The 13,384-nt window shown below is 63.0% G+C and carries 12 protein-coding genes and 1 riboswitch; of the genes, 6 read left to right on the top strand and 6 right to left on the bottom strand.

Annotated elements, in window-relative coordinates:
- The 4 genes from QMG25_RS01460 (at position 1) to QMG25_RS01445 (ending at position 4,805) form a co-directional block, all read left to right on the top strand.
- Complete coding sequence (locus QMG25_RS01460) at positions 1-1,638, top strand: ABC transporter ATP-binding protein (RefSeq protein WP_283456564.1); 1,638 nt, start codon at positions 1-3, stop codon at positions 1,636-1,638.
- Positions 1,635-2,432, top strand: a complete 798-nt coding sequence (locus QMG25_RS01455; protein ID WP_283456562.1) for an energy-coupling factor transporter transmembrane component T family protein — start codon at positions 1,635-1,637, stop codon at positions 2,430-2,432. Before QMG25_RS01460 ends, QMG25_RS01455 begins: the two co-directional genes overlap by 4 nt.
- A 238-nt stretch (positions 2,433-2,670) precedes the next feature.
- A complete protein-coding gene (locus QMG25_RS01450) occupies positions 2,671-4,203 on the top strand; it encodes a UDP-N-acetylglucosamine 1-carboxyvinyltransferase (RefSeq protein WP_283456560.1) in 1,533 nt (510 codons plus the stop codon).
- A 47-nt stretch (positions 4,204-4,250) separates the two neighbouring features.
- Positions 4,251-4,805 (top strand): hypothetical protein, encoded by a 555-nt coding sequence (locus QMG25_RS01445; RefSeq protein ID WP_283456559.1) that lies wholly within the window; start codon positions 4,251-4,253, stop codon positions 4,803-4,805.
- Between the two features lie 75 nt (positions 4,806-4,880).
- Here the strand turns inward: QMG25_RS01445 and QMG25_RS01440 are convergent, their stop codons facing one another.
- The 3 genes from QMG25_RS01440 to QMG25_RS01430 all read right to left on the bottom strand — a co-directional run bounded on the left by QMG25_RS01440 (position 4,881) and on the right by QMG25_RS01430 (position 6,806).
- Entirely contained in the window at positions 4,881-6,092 is a 1,212-nt protein-coding gene (locus QMG25_RS01440; RefSeq protein ID WP_283456557.1) for an O-succinylhomoserine sulfhydrylase, read from the bottom strand.
- A 64-nt stretch (positions 6,093-6,156) separates the two neighbouring features.
- Positions 6,157-6,549: a rhodanese-like domain-containing protein gene (locus tag QMG25_RS01435; RefSeq protein WP_283456555.1), complete on the bottom strand. Its 393-nt coding sequence runs from the start codon at positions 6,547-6,549 to the stop codon at positions 6,157-6,159.
- Positions 6,546-6,806, bottom strand: coding sequence for a DUF1737 domain-containing protein (locus QMG25_RS01430; protein WP_283456553.1), 261 nt, complete (start codon positions 6,804-6,806; stop codon positions 6,546-6,548). Before QMG25_RS01430 ends, QMG25_RS01435 begins: the two co-directional genes overlap by 4 nt.
- Before the next feature lie 89 nt (positions 6,807-6,895).
- Positions 6,896-7,016: riboswitch (SAM riboswitch) on the bottom strand.
- Between the two features lie 112 nt (positions 7,017-7,128).
- Here QMG25_RS01430 and QMG25_RS01425 point away from each other — a divergent pair.
- Positions 7,129-7,770 (top strand): Pr6Pr family membrane protein, encoded by a 642-nt coding sequence (locus tag QMG25_RS01425; protein WP_283456551.1) that lies wholly within the window; start codon positions 7,129-7,131, stop codon positions 7,768-7,770.
- Here QMG25_RS01425 and QMG25_RS01420 read toward each other — a convergent pair.
- Positions 7,742-8,671, bottom strand: coding sequence for an aminodeoxychorismate lyase (locus QMG25_RS01420; protein WP_283456549.1), 930 nt, complete (start codon positions 8,669-8,671; stop codon positions 7,742-7,744). The two genes, QMG25_RS01425 and QMG25_RS01420, sit on opposite strands and share 29 nt — an antisense overlap.
- 28 nt (positions 8,672-8,699) lie before the next feature.
- Entirely contained in the window at positions 8,700-9,293 is a 594-nt protein-coding gene (locus QMG25_RS01415; protein ID WP_283456547.1) for an HdeD family acid-resistance protein, read from the bottom strand.
- A 164-nt stretch (positions 9,294-9,457) separates the two neighbouring features.
- On the opposite strand from QMG25_RS01415, the gene cls reads away from it, so the two are divergent.
- On the top strand, positions 9,458-10,936 hold the full coding sequence (gene cls / locus QMG25_RS01410; RefSeq protein ID WP_283456545.1) for a cardiolipin synthase: 1,479 nt from the start codon (positions 9,458-9,460) through the stop codon (positions 10,934-10,936).
- A gap of 114 nt (positions 10,937-11,050) precedes the next feature.
- On the opposite strand, the gene pabB is transcribed toward cls, so the two are convergent.
- Positions 11,051-13,375, bottom strand: a complete 2,325-nt coding sequence (pabB, locus tag QMG25_RS01405; RefSeq protein ID WP_283456543.1) for an aminodeoxychorismate synthase component I — start codon at positions 13,373-13,375, stop codon at positions 11,051-11,053.
- Positions 13,376-13,384: the final 9 nt, after the last annotated feature.

Genomic DNA, 13,384 nt, shown 5'->3' with positions numbered 1-13,384 from the left:
ATGGCAACCGCGCAAAACCGGTGCTCCCCGGTGCGGATACAAGCGAAGGGCTGGGGGTGGCAGCATTCAGGCCGGCGCAACCGTGCCGTGCAAGGGCTTGACCTGGTGGTTGAGCCCGGGGAACGGGTGCTGTTGTTGGGTCCCTCCGGAGCCGGAAAATCCACGCTTCTGCACGCCTTGGCCGGTGTCCTGGGTGCCGATGAGGACGCCAGCGAGAGCGGCGACCTGCTCGTTGACGGCAGGCCGGTGGCGGAATCACGCGGCCGTGCCGGACTCATGCAGCAGGACCCCGACGCCCAGGTGGTGCTCTCACGCATTGGCGACGACGTTGCTTTCGGAGCGGAGAACTTGGCGGTTCCCCGGGAGGAAATCTGGCGCCGGGTGCCGGAGGCCCTTGAAGCCGTGGGCCTGAACTTGCCTCTTGACCATTCCAGCTCGACCCTGTCGGGCGGGCAGAAACAACGTCTCGGCCTGGCCGGCATCCTGGCCATGCGCCCCGGCCTGCTGCTGCTGGATGAGCCCACCGCCAACCTCGACCCGGCCGGCGTGGTGGAGGTCCGCGACGCGGTGCGCCGCACCCTTGATGAAACCGGAGCCACGCTGGTCGTTGTGGAACACCGCGTCTCGGTGTGGCTGGAAGTGGTGGACAGGATCGTGGTGCTGGCCCCCGCTGCTCTGGGAGAGCCCGGCGGCGTGCTGTTCGACGGCCCACCTGCCACCGTGCTGGCACAGAGCCGGGAGTTGCTGGCGGCCGCCGGGATCTGGATCCCCGGCCATATCCCCGCAGTGCGGCCGCGCACCCCTGCTATCCCCAAGGTGGGGACAGCGGGGCCGGGGAAGCTCGACGCCGGAGCGCAGCTCTTGCTCGAAGCGCAAGCCCTTGCCGTCTCCCGCACGAAGGGACGGCGACGGCACCCGGTGGTTCCGGCCGCCGTCGTGCCCGATGTGCACATCAACGCTGGCCAGGCGCTGAGCGTGACAGGTCCCAACGGGTCGGGAAAATCGACGCTGGCACTGACGCTGGCCGGACTGCTGGCCCCTGTGGGCGGGCTGTTGGAGGCGACCCCGGCGTTGGCCCGCGGGGGGTCAACTTCGCCGCTGAAGTGGCGCGGCCGCGAGCTGATCAGCCGGATTGGCACGGTGTTCCAGGAACCTGAACACCAATTTGTGGCGGGCACGGTGCGCGATGAGCTGCTTTTTGCCCCGCGACTGCTGGGCCAGGGCGAGGACTCCGTGGAGGACTTGTTGGTGCGACTGCGGCTGGAACATCTGGCGCAGGCAAACCCGTTTACCCTCTCCGGAGGTGAAAAGCGGAGGTTGTCGGTGGCCACTGTGCTGGCTGCGAGTCCGCAGGTGCTGATCCTGGACGAGCCCACGTTTGGCCAAGACGCCAATACGTGGGCGGAGCTCGCATCCTTGCTCACGGAGCTTTTGGACGCCGGCACGGCCGTCGTTTCGGTGACACACGACGCTGCCTTCAACGCTGTTTTGGGAGGGGACCGGCTTGTGCTCGGCGGCACCTCGCACCCCGTCGGGCTTGGAGACCATGACGTCTCCGCGCGGATCTCGGGCTCGCAGGGGGCACCGCTGGCGGACGCGGCGAAGACGTCGACAAACGGAGGGGCGGTGCGGCGATGAGCGTTGACATCATGGCCGCCCCGCGCTCCCGCGCCTGGCTGGCCCGCACAAATCCATTGGCCAAGCTGGGCGCCGGCATGGCCATCACGATCGTGCTCCTGACAAGCGTCGACTGGGTGTCGTCAACGGTGGCCTTGGTGCTTGAATGCGCCTTGCTGCCGCTGGCCGGGCTCAGCGTGCGGATGCTTTTGCTGCGCGGCTGGCCGATCCTCATGGCAGCCGTCGTGGGAGGTTACGGCACGGCCTTGTTGGCGCCCAAAACCGGGGAGATGTTGCTCTCGCTGGGTCCAGTGACGTTTACCAGCGGGTCACTTGAGGCCGGTGTTGCGATTGCCTTGCGCGGGCTGGCCATCGCCCTTCCCGCCATCATCGTCTTGGCCTCCACCGACCCCACCGACCTGGCCGATGCCCTTGCGCAAAAGCTGCGGCTGCCACACCGCTTTGTGCTCGGGGCGCTGGCTGCCATGCGTCTGGTGGGACTGCTCGTCGCCGAATGGCAGACGTTGGGCATGGCACGCCGCGCCCGCGGAGTGGGCGCGGAACCTGGACTGTTCCGCGGGCTGAGGGCCCAACTGGGCCAGGCCATGGCACTGCTCGTGCAAGCCGTGCGCCGCGCCTCGAGGCTGGCCGTCACCATGGAGGCCAAGGGCTTTGGGGCCGGCCCGCGCACCTGGGCCCGGGAATCGAGGTTCGCCCCGCACGACGCGTGGGTGGTTGCCGGAGGATTGGTGATCGCAGCCGTGTCGGTGGTGTCCGCCGTCGTGCTCGGCAGCTGGAACCCGATATTCGGCTAAGGCTGTTCGGCCACAGACGCTTGGGTTTGCTGTTTGGTCAAGCCGAGGGCGAAATGTTCGGCGTGGTTCGTTTTGCACTGCCGGGGCCGGGGTAGCGTTGGGGTGGACCCGCCCTCGGCAGTGCTGGCGGAGTGCCGTTTATCGCATGGGGCGGTTAATTCGCTTCAATTTCGGTACAAATTGTCCAAAAGATCACATTATTCCAGAAGAATATGCGTCCTGTGATATAAAAGTCCTTATGACACAAGTGGCTGCAGAATCCGTTGGCGTATTGGTGCGCGATGCACGCAATGAAAAGGGCTGGACCCAAGGCGAATTGGCAACCCAGTTGGGCACAAGCCAAAGCGCGGTCGCCAGGATGGAACAGGGCAAGCAAAACCTCAGCCTGAAAATGATCCAACGCATGGAGGCCTTGCTGGAAGCACATCTTTTCAATGTGGGTGCCGTCTCAAAGAACGCCGTCACCCACCTGCGCGTCCACGGCGGCCGACAACTCTCCGGCAGCGTCGACGTCAACACCAGCAAGAACGCCGGAGTGGCACTTTTGTGCGCCAGCCTGCTGAACCGCGGCACCACCACTTTGCGCCGCTTGGCCCGCATCGAAGAGGTCAACCGCATTGTTGAACTGCTGACATCCATTGGTGTCGAGTGCAGCTGGCTGGAAGACAATGACCTGCAGATCCGCCGCCCGGCCGTGCTGGACTTGGCAGCCATGGACATCGCCGCAGCCAAGCGCACCCGCAGCGTCATCATGCTGCTGGGCCCACTGCTGGACGAGGTAAATACCTACCGCATCCCCTATGCCGGCGGCTGCGACCTCGGCACCCGTACAGTGGAACCGCACATGCAGGCCCTGCGGGAGTTTGGGCTGAACGTCAATGCCCACGACGGTTTCTATCAGGTGCACAACCCTGTCAGCGACACGCTGGACAGGACGTTTGTGCTGACCGAGCGCGGTGACACCGTCACGGAAAACGCCATCATGGCCGCCGCGCACCGCGAAGGCACCACCGTGATCCGCAACGCCAGCCCCAACTACATGGTGCAGGACCTGTGCTTTTACCTGCAGGGTCTGGGCGTCGGCGTGGAGGGCGTCGGCTCAACCACGTTGACCATCACCGGGAAGTCCCGGATCGACGTGGACATTGAATACGCGCCTTCCGAAGACCCCATCGAGGCCATGAGCCTCATCACTGCCGGCATTGTGACAAAATCCGAGGTCACGGTGCGCCGGGTGCCCATCGAGTTCATGGAGATTGAGCTCAAGGTCCTGGAACAGATGGGCCTGCGCTACCTCAAATCCGCCGAGTACACAGCCCGCAATGGAAAAACCCGCCTCGTGGACATCACCACGCTGCCGTCCGAGCTCAAGGCTCCACAGGACAAAATCCATCCCATGCCCTTCCCGGGGTTGAACATTGACAACCTGCCGTTCTTCGCCGTCATAGCCTCCTGCGCCGAGGGCACCACGCTGATCCACGACTGGGTGTACGAGAACCGCGCCGTCTACCTGACGGAGCTGAACCGTCTTGGCGGCAGCGTCCGCCTGCTGGATCCGCACCGCATCGACATCACCGGCCCCGCCGCATGGCGCGCGGCGGAAATTGGCTGCCCGCCTGCGCTGCGCCCCGCCGCCTGCATCCTGCTGGCCATGCTTGCCGCCAAGGGCACGTCCGAGCTGCGCAACATCTATGTCATCGAACGCGGCTACGAGGATTTGGCCGAGCGGCTGAACACCGTAGGGGCAGAGATCGAGTACTTCCAGGACTAGCAGCGCCGCCACACATGGTGATCGGCAGACCTGGACGGAGGAACGGCTTGAATTATTTGCGATTCACCTTTGACAAGCTGCTGTGGTTTATAGCTCTCGTAATCTTCATTCCCCTGTGGAATGTCGGCAACTCGGTCATCCACTGGATCTTGTCCTGGGTCCCCGGCCTGCTTTGGGCCACGGGGTTTAAAACCGACGTGCCGTTGCTGTCCATCCCGCTGTACGTGGTGCTCGTTGCCGCATGCTCCTTCGCGGCCGTCGTCATGAATCTGGAATTTTTGCGTTTCTATGCCGCGCTCAGCACCGAAGGGGACGGAAAGCCGCCACGGCGCAGGGATCTGCGCAAGTGGGTGTGGCCGGTTGCGGGGGTGTTCACCCTGCTGGTGGTGGGGCACGGCTTCCTCTTCATGGACCGGCTCAACGCCGTCACGTTTGGTGCATTCGTGGCTAGCGGCGTGCTGCTGCTGGTCACTTTTGCCATTACAGTGACGTTCCACGCCAAGGACTTTCATCGGCGAAAGACGGCACATTTCCAGAGTGCCTGCGTGGCCGGCGGGCTCGCGGCAGGCTGCATTGGCGGCGCTTGGTGGGTTCTAGCCTGACCGGGTTCTCACCCGACAATGACCTGAAACTCCGGGGCAGCATTGTCGATCGGCAGCATCGGGCCCCGGGGAGGCTCAGATCGCGGCCAGGGCCCGCGCCAAGTCCGCGCGCAGGTCTCCCACGTCCTCCAAGCCCACGGACAGGCGCAGGAAGCCGTCGGCCAGGCCGATGGCTGCACGGCCTTCCGGGCCCATGGCGCGGTGCGTGGTGGTGGCCGGGTGGGTGATGAGGGACTTTGCATCGCCGAGGTTGTTGGAGATGTCAATAATCTCCAGCGCATTGAGCAGCTTGAAGGCGGCATCCTTGGTGGTGCCGCCGGCCGGTTTGGCCAGTTCGAAGGTCAGCACGGTGCCGCCGGCCTTCATCTGCTTTTTGGCCAGCTCATGCTGCGGGTGGGACGGCAGGTGCGGGTACAGCACGCGGCTGATCTGCGGCTGTGCCTCCAAGAACTCGCCGAGAGCCAGTGCGTTGTTGCAGGAATGGCTCACGCGCAGGCTCATGGTTTCCAGCCCCTTTGTCAGCACCCAGGCGTTGAAGGCTGACAAGGCCGGCCCGGTGTGGCGCATGAGGTTCTTGACGGGGCCGTCGATGAACTCCTTGGTGCCCAGGATGGCGCCTCCCAGCACGCGGCCCTGACCGTCAATGTGCTTGGTGCCGGAATACACAATGATGTCCGCGCCAAAGTCGCCGCAGCGCTGCAACAGCGGGGTGGCAAAGACGTTGTCGGCCACCACTTGGGCGCCCGCAGCATGGGCCAAGTCGCACACGGCCTGCACATCAATGATTTCCTGCATGGGGTTGGAAGGGGACTCAAAAAAGACAGCCGTGGTGGGAACCGAGAGCGCCTCGCGCCACTGCGCAATATCGGGGCCGTCCACAAACACCGTCTCCACGCCCCAACGCGGCAGCAGTTCGTTCAGGATTACAAAGCACGAACCAAACAGTGAACGTGAGGCCACAACTCTGTCGCCGGCACCCAACAGGGCGCCGAGGGCGGTGAAGACCGCGGACATCCCTGAAGCCGTGGCAAAGCATGCTTCCTTGCCTTCGAGCAGGCGCAACCGCTCTTGGAAGGTGGCCACCGACGGGTTTCCATAGCGGGAGTATACAAACCTGTCGACTTCTCCGGTAAACGCCTGCTCGGCAGCCTCGGCCGATTCAAAGACAAATCCGGAGTTCAGGTAGATGGCTTCCGAGGTTTCCGCGAAGTGGCTGCGGTCAAGACCGCCGCGCACGGCCTGCGTGTCCTCGGCCCATGTGGCCGCGTGCTCGTTAAAGTTGCTCAATTGCGTATCCTTGGCTTTCGCTGGGGGCTTGCGCCGGGGTGGCGGGTGCGGGGCGGGTGCGTGGCTAGTGCCAGGGCAGCTGGCTGTTTCTCCAGCCGTTCACAACCCTGTCGCCATAGCGGTCGGGCACACCTTCGAAGCCCTCCAGCACGTTGTAGGCCGTGTAGCCTGCGGCTGTTGCTGCCTCTGCGGCTGCGATGGAGCGGGCGCCGGAACGGCACAAAACCACGAGGGGCTTGTTGGTGGGCACTGCAGCCTGCAGGTCGGCCAGGAACTGCGGGTTGTTGGTACCGCTGCCCAAGTTCCACTGGATGAAGACAGGCTCGACGTCGAGAGTGGAGACGTCGGGGACGCCAATGTGGTCCCACTCGCCCTCGGTGCGCACGTCCACCAGGACAGCTCCGGCAGCAATCTGTTCCCAAGCTGCGGTGGGGGAAAGGTCTCCTGCGTAGTTCATGCGATGCCCTCTCCGGCGAACTCCAGGTCGGCGTCCAGGTCGTCCACGGCCGTGGCCACGGCTGCGTCGCTGGTGGCCACTGCCTGCGGGAGGATGACGGCCTGTGCGCAGATGACGGTGGCGCCGTTGAAGGTCACGGCAGGTGCGCCGTGCAGCACATACCCTTCGGCGAGTGCTGTGGAAATACGCTCACAAAATGAGCGGTCGTCGGGGCCGGTGATCAGCCGGTAGGCCAAGGGGGATTCGTCCGCGGACATGGGTACTCCTCGTTGCAAGTCGCTGTTGGTTGCAAGCGGGAGCTGGTGGCGGTGCCCAAGAGTCGGCACTCGAAGCCCACCGCAAAAAATGTTCACGCTTGCATTGCCCAGCCATTGATAGCCGGGTTTGCCGAGTATTCACCTGAGGCACCCCGCCGGAAAGAGGGTTGCCGTCCAGCAAGTCAGGGCTTGGCGCTGGAACTCATTACTCCTTTTGAAACTAACACATCCAACCGTGGCGGGACCCATCGCCGGGCCTGTATGGCGCAACATGACGGGCGTCCGCCTATCCGGTCGCAGCGTGCGCTGGCATGATGTACCCATGACATTCCGCCGCGCATTTGCCGCCGTACGGTTCGCCTTTGGAGCGGCAACGCTCACGGCCGTTGCCATCCAGCTGGGCATTCACGTTGGCCACGGCTTCAGCGTGCTGAACTTCTTCAGCTACTTCACAAACCTGTCCAACATTTTTGCCGCCGTCGTACTCGTGGTGGAAGCCGTGCTGACATGGCGCGGGAAGGACACCGGCCCGCTCTGGGATTTGCTGCGCTGCATTTCAGTGGTGTGCATGGCCCTGGTGGGACTGGTGTTTAGTGCGTTGTTGCGCGATGTTGACTTGGGTTCGCTGTTGCCTTGGATCAACACGTGGCTGCACTATGTCATGCCGGTCGTCGTGGTGGCAGACTGGTTCATCCAGCCGCCGCGCCACCACATCGCGCTGAAACGGGTGGGCATTGCTGTGGCATTTCCGCTGGTCTACCTGGCATACTCGCTCATCCGCGGGGCAGCCATCAACTGGTATGCCTACCCGTTCCTGAACCCGGCCGACGGCGGCTACGGAGCAGTGCTTGTGACCTGCCTCGTCATTGCGGTGGGCTTTGTCCTGGTGACCCTGTTGCTCATGGTGCTGGGAAACAAAATGCGTGGGGGGACGGCTACAACGCCTGTGCCAGCAGCGAGCTGAGCTCCTTGGTGAGCTGTGCCCGGACCTCCGGGATGCCAACGCCCTGTCCGTCGATCGTGTTGACGGGGGCCAGCAGGCGGAGGCTGGAAATGAGCCAGACAGCGTCGGCATCCTGCAGATCCGCCGGGGTGACCGGACCGTAGCCCAACTCCCACCCGGCCGCCTTGGCTGCTGCGAAGAGCGCGCCCTGCGTGGTGCCGGGCAGAATCCCGGTGTCCAAGTGCGGGGTGATGAGCCGCTTGACGGGGACACCGGAGTCGTCCGAAACATGCGCCAACAGCACCGACGACGTCGCACCCTCCAACACCAGGGAGTCGGCGCTGGTGAAGATCACGTCATCCGCGCCCAAGCTGCGGGCATGGCGCAGTGCTGCCATATTTATGGCGTAGGAGAGGGTTTTTGCCCCCAGCAGCAGCCACGGGGCCCGGGCTGCCACTTGGCTGTCATAGCCGCGGTCGAGTAAAACTACATCGAGGCCCTTGGCCCGCTGCTGTGCCAAGGCTGGCGAGATGGCCGAAACCTGCACCCATGCAGTGGCTGCATTGGCCCCTTCCGGCCCGCGGGTGGCAATGAGCCTCACGACAGCCTGTTCTTCGGCAGCCTGGTTTTCCGCGGTTTGGCTCTTTGCGCCGACGCCTGCCGAGTAGGCAGTGAGTGCGGTCGCCATGGCTGCGTGCCAAGCCTCTTCGGGCGGTATCTGCAAATCCATGATGCGGGCGGAGTCGGCCAGCCGGGCAAGGTGCGCTTGGACTTTGCGCGGCACGTCGTTGACAGCCAGCATGGACTCAAAAATTCCGTCCCCCCGCGTGACACCCTGGTCCGTGGCCAGAATGGCGGGGGACGAGGCGTCGACCAGACGGCCTGCGGGGTGGACGGGATCCAGGAACACCAAAACTGTCATGCTCTAGAGCTTAGCTGGCTTGCAAAACTTACTTGCCAAAGGTGAAAGCCCGAACCAGGCCAACTATGCCCAAGAGAATGAGCATGATGGCGGTCACCAGCAGCAGCCACTGCGCCGTCCATACGGGGACCACCAAAACGACGATGCCTGCCAGGACACTGAGTACCCCGAACACAATGGCCCAGGTGCGGGTGGACGCCTTTCCTGCTTCAGCGATGGCGATGATGCCTTCAATGATCCAGCCCATACCGATAAAGATGACGGTGAAAATCAACAGCGCTTCCCCGGTGGCGGCGGCATTGCGCAGCGTGATGACTCCCGCCACCAGAATCAACAGACCCAAGAACACGTCAAGGATACGCAAGCCCGCGGAGAGGCCGTGGCTGAAGACGCCCAACCCCACCCTGACTGCGCCTGCGATAAGGAAATTAATACCAAGGAAAACAGCCACCACGGCGAGTGTTTTTGTTGGCCACAGCAACAGGACAATACCCAAAATCAATGCTGCCGCACCACTAATGGCGAATGCCACACGCAATCCCTTAATGGCCTTGCCGGCAAGTTTTTGGGGATCAAGGGCAAAAATATCGGCTGTGAATTCGGGGTTTTCGGTGCTGCTCATGACGAGTTTTCCTTCCGTGGGGTGAGCTGAAAGTCAAGCTCATCCTAGACCGAGCGACGTGCGCTTTTGCGGAGGCTCCATGGAAGCAGCAATTACGCATAGAATATTCTCACCTGCAATGGCGAAATGTCTGAGATTTAGGACTTTTATTAGGGGAGGCTTGCGTGTTTTGGACGGCATTCAGCCTGCCAATTGGAAGTGCCTGGCTCTCGGTGTTCCTCTTGTTGGCGGACCTTGCCATTCGAATAGTGGTTCTTGGTGTCATCCCTGGCAACCGACGCCCCACCACAGCCATGGCGTGGCTTTTGTGCATTTTCTTCCTGCCTTATGTTGGCCTGCTTTTATTTCTTATGTTTGGCAATTTTCGGCTTTCAAGAAGACGGCGGGAGGCGCAGGACGCGGTCAACCTGCGCATTCTTGAAGGCACCAGGGACGTTGCTGCCCTGGTGCCGGTGTACAACGGTCCCGCCTGGGTGAAATCCGCCATCGAACTGAACCAAAACTTGGGCTATTTTCCGGCTTTGGGAGGCAACTCGGTTCAGCTGATTGAGGGCTATCGGGAATCGCTGGATGCCATGGCCGATGAAGTTGGCCGGGCCACCAACTTCGTGAATGCCGAGTTTTACATCATGAGCTCGGATGACTACACCGACCGGCTGTTCACCGAACTGGAGGCGGCCGCCGAGCGCGGGGTGCGGGTTCGGGTGCTCTTTGACCATATTGGGTCATTGCGGGTGGCTGGGTTCCGGAAGATGATCCGCCGGCTCAACGCAAGCCAGATCGAGTGGCGGCGCATGCTGCCCCTGCTGCCCGTCAAAGGCCAGTGGCGCAGGCCCGACCTGCGCAACCACCGCAAGATTCTTGTGGTTGATGGAAGGGTCGGCTTCACTGGTTCCCAGAACATCATTGAGCCTTCCTACCGCAAAAAACGGAACCACAAGGTAGGGCGTCAATGGGTTGAATTGATGTCCCGTTTGGAGGGCCCCATCGTGGGTACCTTGAACGTCATGTTTGCCACTGATTGGTCCGCGGAGACGGAAGAATCCCTTGAATCACAGTTGGCAACGTACCACTGGGACTCCTTCGCCAGTGGTCCGCTGTGCCAGGTGGTGCCCAGCGGCCCCGGGTTCATCACCGAAAACAACCTGCGCTTGTTCAACACCCTGTTGTACTCGGCGGAGGAATGCATCACCATCTCCAGCCCCTATTTCGTCCCCGACGACTCACTGCTCTACGCGATCACCACTGCTGCCCAACGCGGGGTTGTTGTGGAGCTTTTCGTTTCAGAGGTGGGAGACCAGTTCCTTGTTCACCACGCCCAGCGCTCATATTACGAAGCGTTGCTGAGGGCCGGGGTCCGGATCTACTTGTATCCCAAGCCGTTGGTCCTGCATGCCAAGCACTTCACGGTGGATTCCGATGTGGCCGTGATTGGCTCTTCCAACATGGACATGCGCAGTTTTTCGCTCAACCTTGAAGTCACCGTCATGATGATCGATCCCGATGTGGTGCGGCAAATGCACGCCGTGGAGGACCACTACCGTTCCATTTCACGTGAACTGCACTTGGACGAGTGGGTCAAACGGCCCATGCTGGCCCGCTATGTAGACAATGTGGCACGCCTGACAGCCACGTTGCAATAGTGCCGTTGGCGCAAATACGCAGCTTTGGCGCTCAAAAGGGCAGTGAATACGCCCCATAAGCACTCAACGTACGAACGTGCGGGGAATGTGCGGGTGTGCAGTGGGATGTGGGCGTCAAAGGGGAAAATCGGCCCCAAGGGTGGACAGGACGCCGTAGGCCTTGGCTTGGATCTCCTGCCATTCGGCTTCGTCGTCGGAATCGGCCGTGATGGCTCCGCCGATTCCCAGCGACAGCTGCGTGCCGCCGTCGTGGGTGTCTTGGAGAACCAGCGTGCGGATCACCACCGACAAATCCATGGCGGCATTGAGTGAAAAATAGCCGATGGCACCCGAGTAGATGCCGCGGGGCCCGGCCTCGAGAGTGTCGAGAATGGCCATGGTGCTTATTTTCGGCGCGCCCGTCATGGATCCGGCCGGGAAAGCTGCGGCGACGGCTTGGGCGCGCGAGCTGCCCGGCGCCAGTTGCGCTTCGATGGTGCTGACCATCTGGTGCACTGTGGTGTAGCTTTCGATGGCGCACAGCCGGGGGACCGTCAACGATTCGGGCAGGGCGAAACGGGAGAGGTCGTTGCGCAACAGATCCACGATCATGATGTTCTCGGCACGGTCCTTCAGCGACGTGGCAAGATCCCGCTTGAGCGCAGCGTCTGCTTCCGAGTTGGCGTCGCGGCGGCGGGTGCCCTTGATGGGTTCGGCCCGCATGAGACCCTCCGGGGCGATGCACAGGAAACGTTCGGGCGACGTGCTGCAAACACTCGTCGAATCGAGCTTCATGAACGCCGCAAACGGTGCAGGGCTGCGCTTCCGCAGCGCCTGGTAGGCCGCCCACGCGTCCACCTTCGCGGCAGTGCGCGCTTCCAATTGGGTTGTCAGGCAGACTTCGTAGGTGTTGCCGTCGTGGATCTGCTCTTGCGCCGCGGCGATCATCGCCTTGTAGCGCTGTTGACCGTCACGGGCGGTGAAGCGGGGAGCGGGAGTGCCGGCCGGCGGCAGGATTGGCTGGCTGGCTGGCGGCAGGGCTGACTGGCAGGTGGCAGGAGCTGTGGTCCGGGTGGAAGCGGTTTGTGCGCCAGCATGTTTCGCGGCGTGAAAGGCAGCCGTGACCCTGGCCAGGAATTCTTCTGCTTCGACAGTTGAGGCGGGAAGGTGGGCGCTTGTCAGGGACAGGACGTAGAGACAGTTTTCCTGGTGGTCGAGCACCACCGCCAAGCCGGCAAAGAGCAGTGCGGCAGCTGGCAGCGGAGCCGGGGTCAGTGCCGGTGCAGGTGCGAAAAGTGTCGGCGCGGACGGTGCAAGTGCGGACAGTGTAGGCGCAGGCAGTGGCGCGGCGGGAGGGGCTGCGCCGCCCACGATACCGGATGCGGGCACCGAGCTTGCCTCACGGGCGGCGCCGCCCGTTTCGGCCTTGAGCTCGTAGCCCAAATAACCCAGCCAGCCGAGGGTGAAATCGCCGGGATAATGCTCAGGGGCACGCACGGCCTTGCGGCCCCACACCGAATCCAGCCAACTGAAAAATGGGCCGCCGATGCGTGTTGTCACCTGCCCGGCCGAAACAGTTGTCACAGCCGACTCATGCCGGGCCAGCTGGCCGAAACTGCCGGAGGGATCGGCCATGATGGAAAATCGTGCCCGGCCGGCGGCGATTGGTGCCGTTCCCGGGGCAGTCCTTGCGGTTTCTTCCGTTATGGAGCTGTCCAGCCACACGGCATTGTCGGCAGCGCCGTACAAGGCATGAAAAAGTTGTGCGGCATCAGGCAGCCCGGCAATGCGGTCGGCAGAAAACTCCAAGCCGCGGCGCCGTGCCAGCTCCGGGCCCAGCACGTGTTCGAGGGCAGGGAGCTGGGTGAGTGCGTCGAGAATTGAATTCGGGGCCTGCGCCACGCCATGGGTGCCGTCCACAACAATGTCTGCCCAGGCGGCTCCGGTGGCGTCTTCTCCGAGGCCACCGCCCAGGCTGTTTTTGCCTGCCTTGCCATCCTTGCCTGCTTTGCTTTCCCCGCCGAGCAGGCGTTCTTCCTGCTCCGCCCAGGCGTCCCAAAAAGGTGCATAGGTCTCGCCGTCGCGCTCAAGGGCGCGTTGCTTGCGGGCCTGCCGGGGGGCATCGACCCAAATCACGGCGTCGAGGTAGTCGATGGCACGGCCGTGTGAGGACCCAACTCCTTCCACGAGCACCACTGGGGCAACAGCGGTGGTGCGGGAGGCGCCGTCGTTCCTGGCTTCCCAATCCCATGCGGTCCAGGTGGCAGGCAGGCCTTGGTGCAGGGGTTCCAGAACGGATCCGATGTACCGCTCCACGCCGCCTGCCAGTCCGTCCCAGCCCGGGTAAATGTCTTCAAGGTGGAAGAGCGAAACCGTGCGATGGCGGCGGAGCAGGGCCGCCAGTTCCACGGCTACAGTGGTTTTTCCGGCGCCGGAACGGCCGTCGACGGCGATGATCACCGGGCGTTG

It is taken from the genome of Arthrobacter sp. H35-D1 (assembly GCF_030063185.1).
Lineage (GTDB): Bacteria > Actinomycetota > Actinomycetes > Actinomycetales > Micrococcaceae > Specibacter.
Note: the sequence above shows the minus strand (reverse complement) of the source record. Positions and strands in the feature narration are given on the sequence as shown.

What these genes read in the sequence shown, in the direction of transcription:
- QMG25_RS01435 (WP_283456555.1), bottom strand. Translation starts at nt 6,549, where the DNA reads ATGAACTACGCAGGAGACCTTTCCCCCACCGCAGCTTGGGAACAGATT.
- QMG25_RS01460 (WP_283456564.1), top strand. Translation starts at nt 1, where the DNA reads ATGGCAACCGCGCAAAACCGGTGCTCCCCGGTGCGGATACAAGCGAAG.
- QMG25_RS01455 (WP_283456562.1), top strand. Translation starts at nt 1,635, where the DNA reads ATGAGCGTTGACATCATGGCCGCCCCGCGCTCCCGCGCCTGGCTGGCC.
- QMG25_RS01430 (WP_283456553.1), bottom strand. Translation starts at nt 6,806, where the DNA reads ATGTCCGCGGACGAATCCCCCTTGGCCTACCGGCTGATCACCGGCCCC.
- QMG25_RS01420 (WP_283456549.1), bottom strand. Translation starts at nt 8,671, where the DNA reads ATGACAGTTTTGGTGTTCCTGGATCCCGTCCACCCCGCAGGCCGTCTG.
- QMG25_RS01415 (WP_283456547.1), bottom strand. Translation starts at nt 9,293, where the DNA reads ATGAGCAGCACCGAAAACCCCGAATTCACAGCCGATATTTTTGCCCTT.
- QMG25_RS01450 (WP_283456560.1), top strand. Translation starts at nt 2,671, where the DNA reads ATGACACAAGTGGCTGCAGAATCCGTTGGCGTATTGGTGCGCGATGCA.
- QMG25_RS01425 (WP_283456551.1), top strand. Translation starts at nt 7,129, where the DNA reads ATGACATTCCGCCGCGCATTTGCCGCCGTACGGTTCGCCTTTGGAGCG.